This is a genomic window from Haloplanus sp. GCM10025708, assembly GCF_042663985.1.
Classification (GTDB): Archaea; Halobacteriota; Halobacteria; order Halobacteriales; family Haloferacaceae; genus Salinirarus; species Salinirarus marinus.
Window position 1 is genome coordinate 2,233,393 of the sequence record NZ_JBHSZA010000011.1, and the last position, 19,432, is coordinate 2,252,824.

Below are 19,432 nucleotides of genomic sequence, written 5' to 3' on the forward strand. Positions count from 1 at the left end.
TGGCGACTCCGCGGCCGCTCAGTCGACGGAGACGGGGCGGTGCTCCTCCGGTGGCGCGGTCCGGAGAATCGTCGCGCAGTGGTCGACGAACCCGGACAATCGCCGAGCGGCCTCGCGGTCGAGCGAGACGATGACTCCTTCGTCGGGGGCCTCGGGGAAATGCAAGAGGACGCCCGCCCCGTGAATCTCGGTCGTCGCCAGCCACGGTCCGAGCGGCGGGTGTTTCTCCTCTCGAAGCAACGCTCGGGTTTCCTGAGCCCGGTCGTAGACGTCGGGAATCGCCTCTTCGAGCCCGCTCGTCGCCCGCTCCTCGCGGATGAACAGCGTGTCCACCCCGTCCTCGTCGTAATGAAGGGCCGCTCGATACGCGTCACCCGCCTGCCCGATGATGAACTCGTGGAGTCGACGATACCGCTCGTCGAGCATACGGACAGTCACGCCGCCGCCCGACACGGAGTACGGGCCTAATCGGCGTCACGCGCCCGACGGCCACGAGGGCGGAGCCACGACAGCGCCGCGAACGGGTGGATTCATACGCGGCGACCCCGTAGCAACGGCCGATGGACGTCGAGGCACCGCTCTGGATAGAGACCCACGCGCCGACGATCGACGACCTGCCCCAGCCGGAGGTCCGTGACCGCCTCCGACGGGCGGTCGACGAACCGATGAACCTCGTCGTGCAGGGACCGCCGGGCGTCGGCAAGACGGCGGCGGTCCGCGCGCTCGCTCGCGAAACGCACGAGGACCCCGAGAACGACCTCGTCGAGGTCAACGTCGCCGACTTCTTCGGCCGGACGAAAAAGAGATCCGCCAGGACCCCCGCTTCGAGTCGTTTCTCACCGGACGGAGTCGCATGGCCAAACGCGACATGATAAACCACGTCCTCAAGGAGTCGGCGAGCTACGCGCCCGTCTCCGGCGAGTACAAGACCGTCGTCCTCGACAACGCCGAGGCCATCCGCGAGGACTTCCAGCAGGCGCTGCGCCGCGTGATGGAGAAACACCACCGCACGACGCAGTTCGTCCTCACCACCCGCCAGCCGTCGAAGCTCATCCCGGCCATCCGCTCGCGGTGTTTCCCCGTCCCGATGCGCGCGCCGACCACCGACGAGACGAAAGCCGTCCTGCGGAGCGTCCTCGACGCCGAGGGCGTCGCCTACGACGAGGACGGACTGGAGTTCGTCGCGGGCTACGCCGACGGCGACGTCCGGACGGCGCTGTTGAGCGCCCAGACCGTCGCCACCGACCACGACGAACTCACGATGGAGGCGGCCCACGGGGCGCTCCGGGACATCGGCCACGACGACGACGTCGAATCCGTCCTCGCGGCGGCCGACGCCGGCGACGTGACCGACGCGCGAACGGCCGTCGGCACGCTGCTCGACGACGAGGGCTACGACGGCCAGGAACTCCTCCGCGACCTCCTCCGGGTCGCCCGCAAGCGCTACGACGGCGACGAACTCGCGCGGCTTCACCGCCTCGCGGGCGAAATCGACCTCGACGTCGCCACCGGCACCGACGACCGACTCCACCTCACCCACCTGCTGACCGAGTGGGGCACCCGCGCGGACGCGTGATCCGACTCGCCCCCGGTGCCCGGCGATACGCCTTCGCTCCCCTTCTCGTCGCCGTCCCCGCCCTCGTCGTCGCGCCGCCGGTGGGGTTCGTCTGTCTCCTCCTCTCGCTCGCCGTCCTCGCCTTCTTCCGCGACCCCGAACGGACGCCGCCCGCGCGGGGGTCGTCTCCCCGCCGACGGCCGCGTCTCCGTCGTCCGCGAGGAGGACGGGCGCGTCCGCGTCGGCGTGTTCATGAACGTCACCGACGTCCACGTGAACCGCGCTCCGGTGGCGGGGACCGTCGACTCGGTGACCCACCGGCCCGGCGCACACCGCCCGGCGTTCTCGAAGGAGTCCGACAGGAACGAACGCGTCGACGTCGCCCTCGACGGGACGGAGGTGTCGCTCATCGCGGGGTGGTTCGCGCGGCGCATCCACCCGTCCGTCGCGGCCGGCGAATCGGTCGACCGCAGCGAGCGGATCGGCCACATCTCGTTCGGGAGTCGCGCCGACGTGCTGTTGCCGGCGACGTACTCGATGGACGACGTGCGCGTCGAGGAGGGCGACCGCGTCTGGGCCGGCGAGTCTGTGGTGGCGCGGTCGCGGGAGTGACCGCGCCCCGCGAACGCAACGGGCTTTTGCCGCTCGGGCGGATACCCCCACCAATGACCCTCGACGAGAAACTCGCTGGCGTCCGGGCCGACCTCGCCGACCGCGACGGCGTGGTGATCGCCTTCTCCGGCGGCGTGGATTCGAGCGTCGTCGCCGCCCTCGCCCACGAGGCCCTCGGCGACGACGCCGTCGCCTGCACGGCCAGAAGCGAGACGCTCCCGGCCGAAGAGCTAACGGACGCCAAACGGGTCGCCGAAGAGATCGGCGTCAGACACGAACTCGTCGAGTTCTCGGAGCTCGACAACCCCGACTTCGTCGCCAACGACGACCAGCGGTGTTACCACTGCCGGACCATGCGCCTCGGGAAGATGTACGACCTGGCGCAGGAACTCGGCTACGGAACCGTCTGCGACGGCACCAACGCCTCGGACCCGGGCGAGGGCCACCGGCCCGGCCTCCGCGCCGTCGAGGAACTCGAAGTGTTCTCGCCGCTGCTGGCCCACGGCGTCGCGAAAGACGAGGTGCGCGAGATCGCCGACCGGTACGACCTCTCGGTCGCCGACAAGCCGTCGATGGCGTGTCTCTCCTCGCGCATCCCGACGGGGCTGGAGGTGACCGAGGAACGCCTCTCCCGCGTCGAGAAGGCCGAGCGCCTCCTGCGCCAGTGGGGCTTCTCGCAGTTCCGCGTGCGCGACCACGACGGCCTTGCGCGCATCGAGATCTCGCCCGACGAACTGGCCGCGGCGCTCGACACCGACTTCGCGCAGGCGGCGCGCGAACACCTCTCCGACGTCGGCTTCGACCACGTCACCCTCGACTTGCACGGCTACCGGACCGGGAGCGTCAGCCCCGAGGACGAGGCCACCAGCGAGGGCGACGCAGTCGACGACGCGTTCTCCCGGGAGTACCCCGTCGGCGACAACCAGAGGAACGCCGTCTCGTTCTCCGCGACGACCCTCGACTCGCCGTCCTCGACTTCGAGTCGGTTCAGCGCGCAGTTCTCCTGGGTCCCCTCCAGCACCGACGAGACGGGGTCTCGTCCGGCGACGTCGCCGACGAGCAACTGGAGCGGGCCGCCGTGGGCGACGACCAGCGCCGTCTCGTCGTCGCCGAGCGAGGCGCGGAGGTCCGCCCAATCCGAGCGGACCCGTTCGCGGACGTCGCGGAGGCTCTCGCCGCTCTCCGGGCGGGCGTCGAAGGCGTCCCGTCCCGTCCGTTCCAGCGAGTATTCGGGCTGCGTCTCGTAGAACTCCTCCTTGTAGAGGCCCTGGTAGCGCCCGATGTCGCGTTCGCGCCACGACCGCTCGGCGGTGACGTCGTGTCCCCGTTCCGCGACGTACGCGGCGGTCTCGCGGGCGCGCCGGAGGTCCGACGCGTACACCCGATCGAGGTCGTACGCGTCGTCGACCGCCGCCGCGAGCGACTTCGCCTGGTCGTGGCCGCGGTCGGTCAGCGGCGTCGGAGCCCACCCCTGGAGCCGTCCCTCGCGGTTCCACGTCGTCTCCCCGTGCCGTGCGAGCAAAACCGTCGGCATCGACCGGCGGTTGGAGAGCGACGAGTATGAGCCTTCGGCCCCGCCGGTCAGTTCCCGGTCCAGCGGAGGAGGGCAAGCGTCCCCTCGAAGAGGGAGATCATCGTCGCGCCGACGATGATAGGGGCCATCCCCGTCGGGTCGGGGCTGATGAAGAAGGCCAGACCGAGGAACGCCCCCAGAACAGCAGGCGCTTCTCCTCCATCCACTGACGGGAGACGAGGTTCATCATGATGGCGAGCATGATGAAAAGCGGGATCTGGAAGACGAGCGCCATATAGCCCATCAGGACGAGGATGAGGCTGAACGTCTCCTTGAGACCGAACGCGACGACGGCCGTTCCGACGGTGTAGGAGGTGAAGTACGCGAAGATGGCGGGGAGGACGACGAAGTGGGCGAAGGCGACGCCGACGAGCGCGAGAACGAGGCAGTGGGGACGGCGGCGAGGTAGTAGCGGCGCTCGCGCGGATACAGCCCGGGGCGCATGAACAGATACGTCTCGTAGACGAAAACGGGCAGGCCGACGATGAAGCCGGCGAGGGCGGCCACCTTGATCTTCGTGAGGATGAACTCGAGCGGGCCGTAGATTCGGGGGCGGCGGCCGGTGACGGCCTCAGCGCCCGGGATATGGGTGTTCCAGAGGAAGTTGATGATGTCGCCGGCCGTCGGGTAGGCGATCAGGAGGGCGACGCCACCGAAGAGGAAGACGACGCCGAGGCGGCGAATCATCTCCTCGATGTGTGCGGCGAGGGGCATCTCCTGGTCCTCCGGCGGCCCCTCGCTGTCGACGCCGTCGTCCCAGCCGACGGGTTCGACGTCGGGCGACTCCTCGAAGCCGTCGCCGAACGTCGGGATGTCGACGGCCGTCCCGCCGTCCTCGGCCGGATCGGGGGCCGGTTCGTCGGCGTCGGTCTCGGCACCGAACGACTCGGCGTCGGCCGCGTCGTCCGCGGCGAGCAACGACTCCTCGTCTCGTTCCGCGGCGGGCGCGTCGGCGTCGTCTGCTTCCCCCTCGTCGGGAGCGGAGGCGTCGGTCGGCGACTCCGCGTCCCCGTCGGAAGCGGACGTCCCCCCGTCGGACGAGTCGCCGTCGCGTTCGGCGTCGGCAGTCGACGCCGTGGACTCGTCACTCGGCCTCTCGTCGTCCGGGTCGGCGGGAGAATCGTCACGCCCGGACGGCGTGCTCGGATCCGAGTCCTCAGCCATTCACCCGTCCTTTCCCCCGGCAATTATAGGCCTTTTTCCATTCGTTCGCGCCCACGGGCCGAAGAAAAGATTGATGATTGCCACGCGGCTTCACTGGGATATGTCAGCGCCCTCGATGAGGACGCCCGTCAGACGCTCGACGCGGGCCGGGAGACGGCCGGCGCGATGCTCCGGGCCGCGCAGAAGGACCTCCAGAAGGTCTTCGTCGTCTTCCTCATCGGCTTCATCGGAACGTTCTACGCGCTCCGGCTCTACGTCTGGGATTTCCTCAAAGGGGTCACCGAGGCGAAGATGGACGAGGTCGCCCGGAACAGCTACGAGATCATCGCCCAGACGCCGTTCGACGTCATCCTCCTGCAGGCGAAAATCGGGATGATCGTCGGCATCATCCTCGGTCTGCCGGTCTTTCTCTACTTCTCCCGGGATGCGCTCCGGGAACGCGGCCTCTGGCCCTCCTCGCCGGTCGCGCGGTGGAAACTCGCCGTCATCGGCCTCCTCGCGACCGTCCTGTTCGTCACCGGCGTCGCCTACGGCTACGGCGTCTTCTTCCCGTTCATGTTCGCCTTCCTCGCCAACAACGCCCTCTCGGCCGGCTTTACGCCGACCTACTCCATCGTCCTCTGGGCGCAGTTCATCTTCCTGTTGACGCTCTCCTTCGGCCTCGCAGCGCAGTTGCCCCTCGCAATGAGCGGCCTCGCGTACGCCGAAATCGTCCCCTACGAGACGTTCCGCGACAAGTGGCGACACGCCGTGGTCGGCGTGTTCGCCTTCGGGGCGATGTTCACGCCGCCGGATCCGTTCACGCAGATCATGTGGGCGATCCCGATGCTGACGCTCTACGGCTTCAGCCTCTATCTGACGAAGATCGTCGTCACGACCCGGCGCGGGAGCGAGCGCATCGACGTGACGGCCACGGCGAGAAAGCGCTGGAACCTCGTCCTCGGCGTCGCCGCCGTCGGCTTCCTCGCCGTCTACGCCTTCTACGCCCGCGGCGGGGTCGCCGCGGCCAACGACCTGCTGGCGGCCATCGGCAGCGACTACCGCGTCCTCGCCGCCGGGTCGACCCTCGGCGTCGCACACGAGACGGCGGCGGCCATCTACGGCGGCGTCGCCGCCGTCCTCGTCGCCGTACTCGCGCTGCTCTACTTCGTCTACGTCGAACTCGACGCCATCGCCGGCTCCAGCGAGGTCGGCGAACCGACGGCCATCGACTTCTCGACGCTCGACGAGGCCGGCGTGCGGGCCGCACCGCCCGAGGCGTTCGCCGCGATGAGCGAGGAGGAAGCGCTGGCGGAGGCCCGCGCGGCCATGGACGACGACCAGCCCGAGAAGGCCCAGGCGATCCTCGACCGGTTCGACGACGTCGAGGCGGCGGCCGAGCAGTCCGCGACCGAAGACGTCGCCGACCGTACCTCGCGCGCGACCGGGACGTTCCTCGAGGGGATGACGGACGGCGAGGCCGACGAAGACGACCTCGGCGGCTACTACACCGACGTCACGTTCGTCCTGGACTCGCTCACCTCGCGCGCGTTCCGCATCGTCGCCGTCTTCGGCCTCGTCCTCGCGGGGACGTTCGGCTGGCTCTACACCGGCGGTATCGGCCGCGTCTTCGAGCAGTTCCTCTCGCAGTTGCCGAGCCAGGTCACCCCCGAGAGCATCACCGTCGTCGCCCTCCACCCGATGGAGGCGCTCATCTTCGAGGTGAAGTTCTCGACGCTCGTGGCCGTCCTCGTCACCCTCCCGATGGTGGCCTACTACGCGTGGCCGGCGCTGCGCGAACGCGGCTTCGTCCGGGGCCGTCGCCGCATCATCTTCGGCTGGACGGGCGCGCTCGTCGCCGGCCTGCTCGGGGGCTTCGCCGTCGGCTACGCCTACGTCGCGCCACACGTCATCTCCTATCTCGTCGCCGACGCCGTGCAGGCCGACATGATAATCGCCTACCGCATCTCCAACTTCTTCTGGCTCATCTTCTTCACGACCGCCGGCATCGGCCTCCTGACCGACGTCGTGGTGCTGATGGTGCTGCTCAACACGGCCAGCGTCTCCTACCGGACCATGCGGGGGCGCTGGCGCGAGGTGACCGTCGGCATCCTCGCGTTCGCCGCGATCTTCACGCCGGCCGACGTGTTCACGATGTTCCTCGTCACCATCCCCCTGATGGCCGCCTACGGCGTCGGTCTCGGGGTGTTGTTCGTCCTCACGCTCGGCGGCCGGCGCGACCTCACCGCCTGGCGGAGCGCGAAAGCCTAATACACAAGTATTCCCCCACGAATACGGAGATATGGCCAAGATAAGCGTCGAAATCCCCGACGAACTGCTCGCGGACCTCGACGAACACGTCGGCGACGACGGGAAGTTCGTGACCCGGAGCGACGCCATCCGGACGTCGATCCGCAAGACGCTGGATCTGCTGGACGAGATCGACGACAGACACGGACGGCTCGACGATGAGTGAGCGCTACACGCCGGCCCCGGTGGGACAGGTGGCGCTTATCGGCCTGTTCGTGACGGGGCTGGTCACCGCGCAGTTGACCGCCGCGAAACTGATTACCGTCTCCCTGCCGGCGGCGCTTCCGACGGTCGGGAACAGCATCGTCCTCCCCGGAGCGGCGCTGGCGTACGCGCTCACCTTCTTCGCCTCGGACTGCTACGCGGAGCTTTACGGGCGGCGGGCGGCACAGATCGTCGTCAACGTCGCCTTCACGATGAACTTCGTCGTGCTGGCGCTCCTCTGGACGACCATCCTCGCACCGGCGGTGAACCCCGAGTTCGCCGCGACGTTCCGGACGGCGCTCGCGCCCGGGACGAACATCATCCTCGGGAGCCTGTTCGCCTACGTCGTCAGTCAGAACTGGGACGTAGTCGTCTTTCACCGCCTCCGCGAACTGACCGACGGCTCCTATCTCTGGCTCCGGAACGTCGGATCGACGGCGACGAGTCAGGCCATCGACACCGTCATCTTCGTCTCCGTCGCGTTCGTCGTCGCCCCGCAGTATCTCGGCATCGGATCGCCGACGCCGGCGAGCGTCGTCGTCTCCCTCGTCGTCGGTCAGTATCTCCTGAAACTCCTCATCGCGCTCGCCGACACGCCCTTCGTCTACGCCGTCGTCGGGATCCTCCGCTCCCGGGGCACGCACCCGCCGTGGTGCCCGCGGATTGAACGCCGCTGGCCGGGCGGTGAGCCGCCCGGTCCGGATCAGAGTCGAACTCGCCGTCAGTCGACGATTTCGGCGAAGCCGAACCGGGGTTTGACGTCGGTGACGCGCACGCGGACCGTCTCCCCTCCTCGGTTCCGGGGACGAAGAGGGTGAACTCCTCGACTTTGGCGACGCCGTCGCCCTCGCTCCCGACGTCGACGACGTCCACCTCCACCTCGTCGCCGACGGCGACCGGCGCGGTCGTCCGTCCCTTGGCGACGAGATAGAGCTCCGAGGACTCCTGCCGGGAGGCGTCGGGCCGGACCTCGCGGACGTACTGGAACTCCTCGTCGACGTCGTCGCGCAGGGCGTCGAGGTCGGGGCCGTCGAACACTTTCGCGACGAAGTCGCCGCCGGCGTCCAGCAGGTCCGTCGCGACGCCGAACGCCTGTCGGGCGAGGTGGACCGAGCGGGCGTGGTCGAGCGAGTACTCGCCGGTCATGTTCGGCGCCATGTCGGAGACGACGACGTCCGCGTCGCCGCCGATCGCCGTTCGGAGCCGCGAGTTCGTCTCCTCGTCGGTCATGTCCCCGCGGATCGTCTCGACGGCGGGGGAGTCGAGCGAGCGAATCCGCTGGAGGTCGACGCCGACGACGGTGCCGCCCTCGCCGACCGCTTCGGCCGCGACCTGCAGCCACCCGCCGGGAGCGGCCCCGAGGTCGACGACGGTGTCGCCGGACGAGAACAGCCCCGCCGTCTCGTCGAGTTGCTTGAGCTTGTAGGCCGAACGGGAGCGGTACTCCTCCTGTTTGGCCTTGTTGTAGTACTTATCCCGGTCTGTCATACGTACCTCACCAAACTCCATGATATGTTCCGCGCGGGAACTGCTGGTGAATTCGCGTTCATACACTATTGGACGCCGTCAACCCGGAAAGGTACATCGGACTGAACGCGAGCGACGCACAGATATTATTGAAGACATCATTGGCGCAGAAACAGGGAACAACCGGGTCTATATCGAAACTGATGGCGATGAAACCGCCAACGATTGGGTGCGTCCTTCGCTTTCCTCCGGGCAAATGAATTGATCTGAAGTAGACTCACTCTGTGTCAGACGACGATAGAGGCGTTGTCTCGATAAACTCGGTCTTGATGAAGACGATGGCCAATCCGAGTATCGTATTTATTCGCTCTCGGTTGGAGTACATGTGGTTGTTGTCCGTGGTCACCACTCGCCGTATCCGGTTCATTTTGTACATATTGGCGGCATCACACAGTATCTCCTTGTCGATGCTCCCGTGCGCGAGGCCTTCCGCGACATCGACAACATCGACGCGGGTGAGATACCAACGCCCCGGACACGGGCCGAGTTCCAGCCGGTCGTCCTGATCACGGCGGACGTCGATGCTGTGTTCGAAACATCGGTCGGCGTCATCCACCGCATCGACGAGACTGATCGAGGAGAACAGACGCCATCCGACGGCTGGTCTCGTGCTCCACGCAGGGGAAGATCACGATCTCACGCCGGCGTGGGAGAAACCGCTGTTACGGCTGTTCCTTGCGCTGCGACTGTATCACCTGCCTGCGAACGACGCGTTCATCCGTCAGCTGGCCTACAGCGTCGGCTTTCACGAGAGAACAGACGAAGCCGTCGTCGAGGACTTCCTGCAATCGAACCCCTTGCCGCGCCGCCGCTCGGCGTGGACGACCGTGACCGAGGCTTTCTGGGGCTACGACGGACGCCCCGATATCGAGCGAGTCGACGTCCCCACGCTGGTCATCCACGGCCCTGCCGACGGGATTGTTCCGGTCGATATGGCACGCGAGACTGTACGTCGACTCCCCGACAGCGTGTTCTGCCAGTAGAACGAACCGGTCACGTCGCGATGATAGAACGCCCAGTGTGTACAATCGTCTCCTCCGGGCACTCATCACGGCCGTCGAAGATGATCGCGATCTCGAATCGGCGGTTCGAGACCGACTTGGTGAGTACAACAGCGGATAGTTGATCATCTCTCACGAACACGTTGTTCCCCGCCGCTCACCCGGAATTTCTCAACGAGAACGACGTAGCTGGCTCGGCGTAATAATAGTCCGCAATCAGGCGTGTTCGGTTCCAGTGATCTCGAAACGTGTCCCACCGACCTCGCTTTCTGTGATCGAGATGTTCCACCCGTGGGCGTCAGCGACCTGCTTGACGATGCTCAGGCCGAAGCCCGTCCCGTCATCTGCAGTCGAGTATCCTGCATCGAACACCGACTCGCGCTCGTCCGCTGAAATCCCCGGGCCGTCATCTGCAACGTAGAACCCGTTGTCGAGGTCTCCCACCGTCACTGTGACATCATCACCCCCGTGTTCGACAGCATTACGAACGAGGTTCTCTATCAGTTGCTGGAGACGGCTTCGGTCGGCTCGGATCGTCTTGTCGGTCGCGATCTCGAGTGTTGCCTCGGCCGTTTCGACGTGTTGCCAGCACGCCTCGCAGACATCCCGGAGATCAACATCTTCCAGCTCGCTCACTCTGTCGCCCTCGCGAGCTAACGTCAGAATGTCTTCAATCAGTGCATCCATCCGGTCGAGCGCCCGCTCGATGGGAGCTACCTGTTCGGTTTCACAGTCTTCTTTCAGGAGTTCCAGTCGTCCCTCGGCCACCTGCAGTGGATTCCGCAGATCGTGGGAGACGACGCTGGCGAACTCCTCGAGTCGTTCGTTCTGACGTGCCAGTTCCGCCTCGCGAGCGCGTATCTCTGCAGTCCGCTCGACCTGTTCGAGTGCCGCTGTAATGTTGCTGGCCAAAATCTCCCCAAGGACGCGATCCTCGTCGTCGAAGGTTGCCGCCGTCAGTGAGCTGGTAATCAAAATCCCCGCCTCACCGAGTGGGAGGATGAGTTCACTCCGAATTGGAGAGTCCGGATTGTAGATATCCGGATTGTCGTGGACATCCTCGATGGCGAGGGCTTCGCACTGTTCGTAGACGCGCCACGCGATGCTCCCTCGCCCGTGAACGTCGGTGGCTCTCCGATGAGATCGTATCCAGCGTCGGTTTGCGCGACCGGAACGAGTCCGTCCTGCCCATCGTACAGATGAATCGCACTCGCCTCCAACCCCAGCACGTCGGCAGCGGCCTCAACCCCAATCTCGGCGACGTCTGTCCGCGTCTCCGCAGCCATCAACTCCGGGGTTGTTTCGTTGAGGGTTGCAAGGCGTGTCTCACGCGTCTTTCTCGCAGTGATATCACGATAGACCCACAGATGCCCGTCATCCTCCGAAAGTTCGATCGGGTGGTAGCTCCGCGCATACGTCTTCCCGTCAGCAAGTTCCAGTTCTTCGTTATACACCGGTTCCTGCCCAGCGATCAGGTCGTCAATCCGGTCAACGAACGCCTCGGAGTCGGCAAACATATCACTGACATCTTCCGCAAGTTGGGCACAGTCCGTGCCGCGAATCTCGTCGGGGGCACTCGGCAGATCGAACAGCTCGAACATCTGCTCGTTGACGGCGACGACGTTGCGCTCCTCGTCTTCGGCGAGCACGCCAACCGGAAGTGTATCGAACAACGTCGACAGGAGCGCGTTCGTTTGTTCGAGTTCCCGCTCGTACTCCTTTTGCTCTGTAATCTCGCGGTCTGAGATGATGAGCGAGACGACATCGTCCCCCTCATCTCGAACGGGTCTGAAGACCCCCTCGACCGTATATTGCTCACCGCCGGGTTGGACAAGATCGGTTTCAAACTCAACGTATTCGCCGTCTGCCGCCCGTTCGATCCACCCCCTCACGTCTTCTTGAAGACTCTCCGAGTGAGTGAACCACGGCGTCTCCCACAACGGTTTGTCCGTCACTTCCTCCCGTGTGGCGTCGACGTAGTTCATCGCCGTCTCGTTGATTTCGAGAACCGTCCCGTCCGTGTCGATCAGCCCGACGAGGATATTCGGGTCGTCGAAGATCGCTTGATAGCGGCGTTCTTTCCGCTGGAGTTCTTGCTCGCGCTCTTTGTACTCGGTGATCTCACGGGCGATACCGATCGCGTGACGTGACCCACCACTGGATTCATTCTGGACAGAGACGGTATCCCGAACCCAGCGAACATCACCCATCTCGGGTGTAGTCCGGTACTCTAATTGGCCACCATCTCTCTTGCCGTCAACCAGTTGTTGGTAGAATTGCTGGAATCGGTCGCGGTCGTTTGGGTGTACCGCCTGCGTGAGATGGTCTTCCCACGTCGGTACCTCGTCTGCCGACAGATCGAAAAACTCGTTATAGGCCCCGTGTCGAACGACTTCATCCGTGTCGCAGTCGATTTCGAAAATCACCGAGTTCGTATGTTCGAGCGCGAGTTGCATCCGCTCGCGCGTGCGCTCAAGTATCCGTTCGTGTGTCTTGCGCTCGGTGATATCTGCTGCGATACCGAGGACGGCGTGATTGTCGACGTCGCCGAATTCATACGGTTGTAATCGCGGTTCGAAGATATGCGTCTCACCGTCTGGAGCGGCAATTTCGACCTCGGAAACACGCGTTGTCGTCTCAGCTTCGAGTACTTCGTCCAGATGTCGGCGGAATTGCTCAGCAGCGGACGTGTCAAGAACCTCAGCGATATTCGATCCTTCAATATCCTCAACGGTCGTGTCATGGAAGGTCGCGAGTGCTTCATTCGCCAGCAGGTAGTTCCCTTCCTCGTCAACCACGTAGAGAGGGTGGGGAAGGGTATCGATGATCTCGCGCAACCGTTGCTCGCTTCGTTCGACGCGTTGCTGTGCCCGCTGGTGTTCGACAGCGTTCGTGATACGGTTCGCGAGTACCGCATACTGGTCGGTACCGCCTTCCTTCTGGAGGTAGTCAGTCACGCCGGCGGAGATGGCATCGCTGGCAACCTCCTCTGAACCTTTCCCAGTGAAGAGGATGAACGGCAGGTCAGGATATTGTTCCCGGACGGATTTGAGGAATGCAATCCCGTTCTGGCCGGGCATATCATAATCCGAGACCACACAGTCGAATTGGCTCTGTTCGATTTCCCCGATTCCGGCACTGGCACTGGTGGCTGTTTCGACAGTGAACCGATCGGCTTCCCGTTCAAGGAAGGTAGCGGTCAGATCAGCGAAGTCAGGTTCGTCGTCAACGTGGAGAATCCGAATGGTATCTGGAGGCCCGCTCATTATGTACAGCGTGATTGAGACAGCCAATAACGGTTGGGACGTATCGGGCAGCATCGCTTATGGTGCCAAAGGATACGACGAACTGGGCGGTGGGAGTCGTGTCCGCCTCACATCCGACAATAACGAAAATCACGCTGAGTCAGTACAGCGAGGTTCAGTTTGGTGACCATCCGTTTGAGATCAGCAAGTGGGTCTCTCAAATAGAGAGGACAGATAACCCTTGTCAAATACCCCCAAACCCCTCCAATAGCGACTCAGCTGTGAAGGTTGCGTTTTCGAGTGTCTGTGGGACACAGGAGTCCAGCCGTAAATCCGGTTCTCAGATAGCCTGAATTATCCCATCGAGATACTCCTCGCCGTCCTCGTTCACGAGCCGTAAGGAGAGTTCGCCTCGGAATGGTTCCCCATCGAGTGTTTCAAAATCCACCGGGTATTCGTCGAGCGCACCTTCGCGTTCGATACGCTCAATGAGGGTCTCTCGGTCTGTTGGCTCACTATAGAGGTTTCTCGACCGGACGTTACGGAGTTGTTCGAACGACTCTGCACCGAACATGGAGACAAATCGTTCGTTTGCATCTACTATTTCGCCGTCGGGTGTCGTGCGGTACACACCGACCGGCAGGTTCTGGATGATACGGTCGTGTCGTTCAAGTTCTCTCTCGCGTCGCTTGCGAGCCGTGATGTCCCGGGTGAAGCCGACGACTCGAACTACCTCTCCATCGTCGAAGACTGGTTCCCCTTTCACCCAGACCCAGCCCGTTTCGCCGTCGCCCCGCAGGATACGGTATTCGATATCACGGGATTCACCGTTCGAGATCCGCTTCATCTCCGTTTTGACGAAGTCGCGATCTTCAGGGTGAACGCTGGTCAGGAAATCTCGTGGGTCGTCTTTAATTGCCTGCGTCGGTCGTTTCCAGACCGCCTCGTAGCCGGAGATGAACAGCAACTCCTCCCACTCACGGTCGAACATCCAGAGGCAGTCCGTCGAACTCTCGGCGAGTTCTTCGAGTCGGCGACGGATCAGCACTGCCTCTTGCTGAACGCGATACTGGTCGACGGCATTGACGATGCGGTTCGCTAACACCGTGTATTGGTCGGTGCCACTCTCCTTTTGCATGTAATCGGTAACGCCGGCGGAGATCGCGTCGCTGGCGACTTCCTCGCTTCCCTTGCCGGTGTAGAGGAGAAACGGAAGTTCGGGATAGTCCTCACGGACGGTTTCAAGGAACTCGATGCCGTCCATTCCGGGCATCTCGTAGTCGCTGATGACGCAGTCAATCGACTCCTTGTCATCTGAAAGGCGGGTGAGAGCTGCCGTGGCATCGGTTTCGGTCAACACTTCGAAGTCCGGGTTCTCGCGTTCTAAAAACGTGGATACCAGTTCCGCTAAGTCCGGCTCGTCGTCAACGTGAAGCACTCGAATCGGCGTGGCGTCAAGAGAGGTCGCAAACTCGATGTCGGGAGTTGTACTACCCATTCCAGACGGCTGGTTCATTAACGACAACTATGCGAACGATAAGGGAAAGCCGTAATACCCCGAGATAACGGTGTGTAACAGCCTAACGCGGCAGGTCAACTCACAACAGACTACTCGTTTGGTTCGGCCGGGAGGTCGTGGGTGAAACCCTCGGTGAAGAGTGCAGCAAGCAGTTTCCGGAGCGCGGCGTGGAGGTGTTGTCCGAACGTGGACGAGGAGATGTCCATTTTCTCGGCGAGTTCGGACTGGGTGGCCTGTTGTGGACGCTCGAAGTACCCAAACTCGTACGCGAGGTGCAACGCGTCCAGTTGTCGACTGGTAAGTTGTTCGTCAACGACGGCTTGGAACGCCGTCTGCGTGATAAATGGTGCAGCGATTTTCCGAGTTCGCTTGCTCTCAAGCGTAATCGCAGGATATCTGGTTTCCAGTATGGTGACGATTTGTTCTGGTGAGCGGTCGGGTGGGACGGTGACGGCAAATCGTGCAGTTCCATCTGTAACGGCGAGTGACTGGAGTGGGATCTGATTGCGGGCGAGTGTTTCGAAGATGCTCCGTCGGAGGATGAGTTTGAGGATATATTCGTCGTCGTACTGCTCGATGACGGTTGCTTCGTCCCCGTAGCGCGATGCTTGTCCTTCTGTGATTGCTGGCTCGGCCGTCGTCTGTCTGACGTGGAAGAACGCAGCCGTTCGATCTTCGTCGGTACGGGCGGCGTTCAGAAGATCGAGTTCACAGTCAAGTTCTCGAGAGATACGGACGGCTGGATACGCGGTGTCGTCGAGCGAGAGTTCGAGTTCGACGAACGCGTCCTGTCCTCCTTGGTTCATAGACGAGACGTAGTCAAAGATTCTCGGACGCAGGTGTTTATCCTTGTGGTGCGTCTACATACCACGCGATATAGAAACGGAGTTCTCATTCCGGTCGTTGGGTAGCAATCTGTGCGCTTCTGGGCATCTGGATTGGGCTCGGATACAAGCATAAACAAATTCAACTTGCCGAGCCGGCTGACGAGCGGGCGTTGTAGGACGATCTCACCGAATTTTCTCCAGATTACGAAGCAACGGAATATTTCAGTTGACGTGCGCCGGAGCGTTGTACGCGGGTGAGCAACGGCGAGGTGATTGAAATCGTGCCTCAATAGGAGGCCAGCTTCCTTCCTCACTGGGCTCACCGCTCAGTCTTTCTCTTGAGCCATCACCTCGTACTCGGGAACGTCCTCTACTTAGCGACTCGCGGGTCATCTGTATCTATCGAGAATCCCGGTTTTTGCGGAGCGTTGGCCATCGTCGCCTCAACGCATACGTTCGATAGCTACCGGAACTGGTTTTCCGAGGCCAAGTTAGTAGGCAAAACAGAACGGGCCGAGTAGTTGTAGTAGTGGTCCTTGCGCGTCATCTGGATACGGGCGATAGTGGGCGAACCCCAAACGGTCTTCGTTCGCGCCAGCCACGGCGACGACCGACGCGTCGGACGCGGCGAATCGCCCACCAGAGCGGCTGTATCGCCGAATACCTAACGTTATTGCCGCCAAATATAAGTGTGCGGACGGATATGAGACGATAACCTGGATTGTCAATGAGTCATGCATCGCAAGCGGACGTCCGCTACGAGTCGGAGACGAACACCTATCGGGTAGGGCGCGACGGCGACGGCGACGTCGGTACGGCCGTCGTCCGTGCCGTCGCCGCCGCACGGGACGTCGATCCGCTGGACGTCTCCCCCTGAACGACGTCGTCGACCCGGACGCGCTGAACGCGCTGTTTGAGTCGAAGATCGACGGGACACCCCGGGACGGTGGCACGGTGCAGTTCACGCTGGACGGGTGTGCCGTCACCGTCGACCAGACGGGCGACGTCGTCGTCCGGCCGTGAGTCGGCCGTCGGCGTCGACGCGCCCGTTTCGCCCATCCCCGGATTCCGGTCCCCGTTACTACCTTCGAAGGCATCCGTCTCGTTGACGAACGGGTCCAGCAAGAGCCTACTGCATGGTCAATCAAGGGGCGCTTCGTCGTCCGATTCGGGTGCGAGGAGCGCGTTCGTGACGAACGCCACGATGCCCCGGCGGAGCCGTTCGGTGACCGCCTGATCGGAGATGCCGAGCGCCTCGGCCAGTTCGACGGTCGTACATCGGCAAGGGATGTCGTAGTATCCACGGCGAACGGCGAGCTGGAGCGTCCGTCGCTGCCGGTCGGTCAGCCCGAACCACGGTCCCGTGCCGGGTTTCGTCGGGTTGTACATCCGTTCGACGACCACGGAGACGTCACGGTCGTCGCAGTACGTCCGGAAGTCGGCCAGCGCGTCCCGACCCGGAAACCTGAGGTCGAACTCCCACGCCTCCGAGCGACCGACGGCGGTCAACACCTCCACGCCGTTGGCGACGAGGCCCTCGACGAAGGCGTCGGCGGCGATGTCCCACGTCAACGAGTAGAGGAGACAGCCGTCGACCCTGTGGAGGCGGTTCAGGTCCGCCACCGAGTCGTGTGCCCGCACCCGGTCGACGAACCCCTCCGTGACGTCCGCAGAAATCCAGAACGGCAGCGTCAGCACGCCGTCGCCGGTCACCCCCGACTCGAGACGAACCGTCGTCCCCTCGTCCAGCCGTAACACCCGCCCGAGCTCGAATTCGTGAGACGGAACTCGGAGCCCAGCGATCACGTTCATTTCTAGAGCGTAACACGATTGCCCTCCGAAACACAAAGCAGGCGGGGTTGGTATACCAAGGGCGTCCGAGAGACCGGGAGACGGGAGCGATGCGAGAACGGGGGAGCGGGGACGTACGCCGACATCGGCCACGGGCGTGCTCGAGGCGTCAGCCACCACGTCGGGGCGTCGAATCCCGCCGCGTTCGGTTGGTTCTCGACGCGCCTACGCGCACGATGAACAACAACTGGAAACGGGGGTATTTTTAACACCCCGTACGTACCACGCCTCATATGTTCAAGGCCATCGTGAGCGCGTCGACGCTCCGGGACGCGCTGGACGCCGTGAGCGTGCTGGTCGACGAATGTAAGATTCGGCTCAACGAGGACGGTCTCGCCATCCGGGCGGTCGATCCGGCGAACGTCGGGATGGTCGACCTCGCGCTCGACGTCGCGGCGTTCGAATCCTACGAAGCCGACGGAGGCGTCATCGGCGTCAACCTCGCTCGGCTCGAGGACATCGCCGGCATGGCCAACTCGGGCGATCTGGTCCACCTCGAACTGGACGAGGAGACCCGGAAACTCCACATTCGCATCGACGGTCTCTCCTACACGCTCGCGCTCATCGACCCAGACTCCATCCGACAGGAACCGGACATTCCCGACCTCGACCTGCCCGCCGAAATCGTCGTCGAGGGGAACCAACTCGACCGCGGCATCACGGCCGCTGACATGGTGTCTGACCACATCCGACTGCGCGTCGACGAGGCGAGCGAGACGTTCCACATCGAAGCCGAGGGCGACACCGACGACGTCGACCTGGAAGTCGGTCGCGAGGACCTCATCGACCTGCAGGCGGGGCCGGCCGACTCGCTGTTCTCGCTGGACTACCTCAAAGACATGAACAAGGCCATCCCCGGCGACGCCGAGGTGACGGTCGAACTCGGCGAGGAGTTCCCCGTCAAACTCCACTACGAGTTCGCGGAAGGCATGGGGAACGTGACGTTCATGCTCGCGCCGCGCATCCAGAGCGGCTGGCGCGCTCCGCGTTTCTAACCGTACACACTACTACCGGCACCGCGCCCGCGACGAACGGGAGCGACCGAGCGCCGGCGAGACGGGAACTGGCGTCCGCTGGCCCTGCAGGTGGCGGTCGATGACTCGTTTGGCGGCGTTGGCTTTCTCCTTCCAGCCGTACCCCGCCTCGTAGACGTGGCGCTTCTGCTCGACCAGCGCTTCGGGCGACGGCTCCTCGAAGCCGCCCCGGTCCCACGCGCCGCTCTCGCGCAACCACTCGACGACGTTCGCCTTCGTCTCGGGCCACGAGAGGCCGACCATCTCGTACCACGCGATCATGGCGAAGACGGCGTTGTCGTGACAGCCGGGGACGCTCCCCTTCCGGTAGAGCGTCCGCATGGGCTCGCTCGTCGGCACGGACACCACCTCGCGGTACTCCTCGGCCGGGAGCAGTCGGAGGCGACCGTTGGATTCGTCCACCCGGCCGTCCCGGCGGAGGCGTGAGAGCGCGGCCTGCCGGAGGGCGTCCCACTCGCCGTGGACCGCCTCGCGAACGGTGTCGACGTCGCTGACGCCGCCCGAGAGGACCGCCACGACGTCGACGTAGGCCTTCTCGACGGCCGGCCACGGCGTCCCCTCGAAGTCGCAGTCGGCGTCGTGGAGGCTGTTCGTGGAGCGACAGCCCGGACACGGGTAGTCGAATCGCGGCACTACCTCCGGCTTGGGAGCCGTCTCCTTAGATTAGGCGGTTTCGTGAGCAGCCAGCGGAGCGACAGACAGATACGTTCCCGCTTCCGAATACACCGGGAGACGATGCTCACGACGCTGGAAACGGTCCGGGAGACGGTCGATGCGGGCTTTCTCGCCCGCTATCTGCTCGTCGTGGTCGGCGTGCTGGTCGCGAGCGTGAGCGTCGAGGTGTGGGCGTCGAGCGTCGAACTGTTCTACCGCGGTGACGTGTCGTATCGGCTTTTCACCCGTAGAATCGCCCCGTGGGGCGTTCTCACGGCGGTCGGAATCTTTCTCGCACTGAGTGGCGGGACGGCGCTCGTCCGGAAAGCAGCCAGCGAGGGAGTTCGTGACGCGCGGAACGAGTGAAATACGAGGAC

Annotated in this window: 12 protein-coding genes and 9 pseudogenes; 11 read left to right on the forward strand and 10 right to left on the reverse strand. The window is 63.9% G+C overall.

All coding sequences use genetic code 11. From position 1 onward, the window contains the following. Nucleotides 1–18: 18 nt before the first annotated feature. Nucleotides 19–426, reverse strand: a complete 408-nt coding sequence (locus ACFQJD_RS15695) for a hypothetical protein (protein ID WP_379799507.1) — start codon at nt 424–426, stop codon at nt 19–21. Nucleotides 427–560: 134 nt separating this feature from the next. Between ACFQJD_RS15695 and ACFQJD_RS15700 the strand changes: the two are divergent. From ACFQJD_RS15700 to larE, 3 pseudogenes are all read left to right on the forward strand, one after another. Continuing rightward, nucleotides 561–1,576, forward strand: a pseudogene (locus tag ACFQJD_RS15700) (AAA family ATPase). Next, nucleotides 1,576–2,167: pseudogene (locus ACFQJD_RS15705) on the forward strand (protein sorting system archaetidylserine decarboxylase). Before ACFQJD_RS15700 ends, ACFQJD_RS15705 begins: the two co-directional pseudogenes overlap by 1 nt. Nucleotides 2,168–2,220: 53 nt before the next feature. Beyond that, nucleotides 2,221–3,081: pseudogene (gene larE, locus ACFQJD_RS15710) on the forward strand (ATP-dependent sacrificial sulfur transferase LarE); the annotation flags it as partial. Here larE and ACFQJD_RS15715 read toward each other — a convergent pair. Both ACFQJD_RS15715 and ACFQJD_RS15720 read right to left on the reverse strand, forming a co-directional pair. Continuing rightward, on the reverse strand, nt 2,994–3,701 hold the full coding sequence (locus tag ACFQJD_RS15715; protein ID WP_379799509.1) for a histidine phosphatase family protein: 708 nt from the start codon (nt 3,699–3,701) through the stop codon (nt 2,994–2,996). The pseudogene larE and the gene ACFQJD_RS15715 overlap by 88 nt on opposite strands. A 47-nt stretch (nt 3,702–3,748) precedes the next feature. Further along, a pseudogene (locus tag ACFQJD_RS15720) lies at nt 3,749–4,904 on the reverse strand (twin-arginine translocase subunit TatC). Nucleotides 4,905–5,069: 165 nt separating this feature from the next. On the opposite strand from ACFQJD_RS15720, the gene tatC reads away from it, so the two are divergent. The 3 genes and pseudogenes from tatC to ACFQJD_RS15735 all read left to right on the forward strand — a co-directional run. Then, nucleotides 5,070–7,154, forward strand: a complete 2,085-nt coding sequence (gene tatC / locus ACFQJD_RS15725; protein ID WP_379799511.1) for a twin-arginine translocase subunit TatC — start codon at nt 5,070–5,072, stop codon at nt 7,152–7,154. Nucleotides 7,155–7,185: 31 nt separating this feature from the next. Then, nucleotides 7,186–7,359, forward strand: a complete 174-nt coding sequence (locus tag ACFQJD_RS15730; RefSeq protein WP_379799513.1) for a ribbon-helix-helix domain-containing protein — start codon at nt 7,186–7,188, stop codon at nt 7,357–7,359. Further along, nucleotides 7,352–8,026: pseudogene (locus ACFQJD_RS15735) on the forward strand (queuosine precursor transporter); the annotation flags it as partial. The gene ACFQJD_RS15730 and the pseudogene ACFQJD_RS15735, both read left to right, overlap by 8 nt. Before the next feature lie 92 nt (nt 8,027–8,118). On the opposite strand, the pseudogene ACFQJD_RS15740 reads toward ACFQJD_RS15735, so the two are convergent. Continuing rightward, nucleotides 8,119–8,885 (reverse strand): annotated as a pseudogene (locus ACFQJD_RS15740) (SAM-dependent methyltransferase). 442 nt (nt 8,886–9,327) lie between these two features. Between ACFQJD_RS15740 and ACFQJD_RS15745 the strand changes: the two are divergent. Beyond that, nucleotides 9,328–9,501: pseudogene (locus ACFQJD_RS15745) on the forward strand (restriction endonuclease); the annotation flags it as partial. A gap of 31 nt (nt 9,502–9,532) precedes the next feature. Further along, nucleotides 9,533–9,907, forward strand: a complete 375-nt coding sequence (locus ACFQJD_RS15750; RefSeq protein WP_379800611.1) for an alpha/beta fold hydrolase — start codon at nt 9,533–9,535, stop codon at nt 9,905–9,907. Between the two features lie 234 nt (nt 9,908–10,141). On the opposite strand, the gene ACFQJD_RS15755 is transcribed toward ACFQJD_RS15750, so the two are convergent. The 4 genes and pseudogenes from ACFQJD_RS15755 to ACFQJD_RS15770 form a co-directional block, all read right to left on the reverse strand. Further along, on the reverse strand, nt 10,142–11,074 hold the full coding sequence (locus ACFQJD_RS15755) for a sensor histidine kinase (protein ID WP_379800563.1): 933 nt from the start codon (nt 11,072–11,074) through the stop codon (nt 10,142–10,144). A gap of 197 nt (nt 11,075–11,271) precedes the next feature. After that, nucleotides 11,272–13,245, reverse strand: a pseudogene (locus ACFQJD_RS15760) (PAS domain S-box protein); the annotation flags it as partial. Nucleotides 13,246–13,510: 265 nt separating this feature from the next. Further along, complete coding sequence (locus ACFQJD_RS15765; RefSeq protein WP_379799515.1) at nt 13,511–14,668, reverse strand: response regulator; 1,158 nt, start codon at nt 14,666–14,668, stop codon at nt 13,511–13,513. A gap of 110 nt (nt 14,669–14,778) precedes the next feature. After that, the gene (locus ACFQJD_RS15770; RefSeq protein WP_379799517.1) at nt 14,779–15,495 is read right to left on the reverse strand and encodes a bacterio-opsin activator domain-containing protein; all 717 of its coding nucleotides are present in this window, start codon (nt 15,493–15,495) and stop codon (nt 14,779–14,781) included. Nucleotides 15,496–16,440: 945 nt separating this feature from the next. On the opposite strand from ACFQJD_RS15770, the gene ACFQJD_RS15775 reads away from it, so the two are divergent. Next, a complete protein-coding gene (locus ACFQJD_RS15775; protein ID WP_379800565.1) occupies nt 16,441–16,539 on the forward strand; it encodes a HalOD1 output domain-containing protein in 99 nt (32 codons plus the stop codon). A gap of 117 nt (nt 16,540–16,656) precedes the next feature. Here the strand turns inward: ACFQJD_RS15775 and ACFQJD_RS15780 are convergent, their stop codons facing one another. Then, the gene (locus ACFQJD_RS15780) at nt 16,657–17,274 is read right to left on the reverse strand and encodes a helix-turn-helix domain-containing protein (protein WP_379799520.1); all 618 of its coding nucleotides are present in this window, start codon (nt 17,272–17,274) and stop codon (nt 16,657–16,659) included. A 326-nt stretch (nt 17,275–17,600) separates the two neighbouring features. On the opposite strand from ACFQJD_RS15780, the gene ACFQJD_RS15785 reads away from it, so the two are divergent. Beyond that, nucleotides 17,601–18,362 (forward strand): DNA polymerase sliding clamp, encoded by a 762-nt coding sequence (locus tag ACFQJD_RS15785; protein ID WP_379799522.1) that lies wholly within the window; start codon nt 17,601–17,603, stop codon nt 18,360–18,362. A gap of 90 nt (nt 18,363–18,452) precedes the next feature. Here ACFQJD_RS15785 and ACFQJD_RS15790 read toward each other — a convergent pair. Further along, nucleotides 18,453–19,034 (reverse strand): annotated as a pseudogene (locus tag ACFQJD_RS15790) (hypothetical protein); the annotation flags it as partial. Between the two features lie 102 nt (nt 19,035–19,136). Between ACFQJD_RS15790 and ACFQJD_RS15795 the strand changes: the two are divergent. Continuing rightward, nucleotides 19,137–19,421: a hypothetical protein gene (locus ACFQJD_RS15795; RefSeq protein WP_379799524.1), complete on the forward strand. Its 285-nt coding sequence runs from the start codon at nt 19,137–19,139 to the stop codon at nt 19,419–19,421. Nucleotides 19,422–19,432: the final 11 nt, after the last annotated feature.

Excerpts from the sequence above, each read along its gene's own strand:
- ACFQJD_RS15695 (WP_379799507.1), bottom strand. The coding sequence starts at position 426 with ATGCTCGACGAGCGGTATCGTCGACTCCACGAGTTCATCATCGGGCAG.
- ACFQJD_RS15715 (WP_379799509.1), bottom strand. The coding sequence starts at position 3,701 with ATGCCGACGGTTTTGCTCGCACGGCACGGGGAGACGACGTGGAACCGC.
- tatC (WP_379799511.1), top strand. The coding sequence starts at position 5,070 with ATGCTCCGGGCCGCGCAGAAGGACCTCCAGAAGGTCTTCGTCGTCTTC.
- ACFQJD_RS15730 (WP_379799513.1), top strand. The coding sequence starts at position 7,186 with ATGGCCAAGATAAGCGTCGAAATCCCCGACGAACTGCTCGCGGACCTC.
- ACFQJD_RS15765 (WP_379799515.1), bottom strand. The coding sequence starts at position 14,668 with ATGGGTAGTACAACTCCCGACATCGAGTTTGCGACCTCTCTTGACGCC.
- ACFQJD_RS15770 (WP_379799517.1), bottom strand. The coding sequence starts at position 15,495 with ATGAACCAAGGAGGACAGGACGCGTTCGTCGAACTCGAACTCTCGCTC.
- ACFQJD_RS15785 (WP_379799522.1), top strand. The coding sequence starts at position 17,601 with ATGTTCAAGGCCATCGTGAGCGCGTCGACGCTCCGGGACGCGCTGGAC.
- ACFQJD_RS15795 (WP_379799524.1), top strand. The coding sequence starts at position 19,137 with ATGCTCACGACGCTGGAAACGGTCCGGGAGACGGTCGATGCGGGCTTT.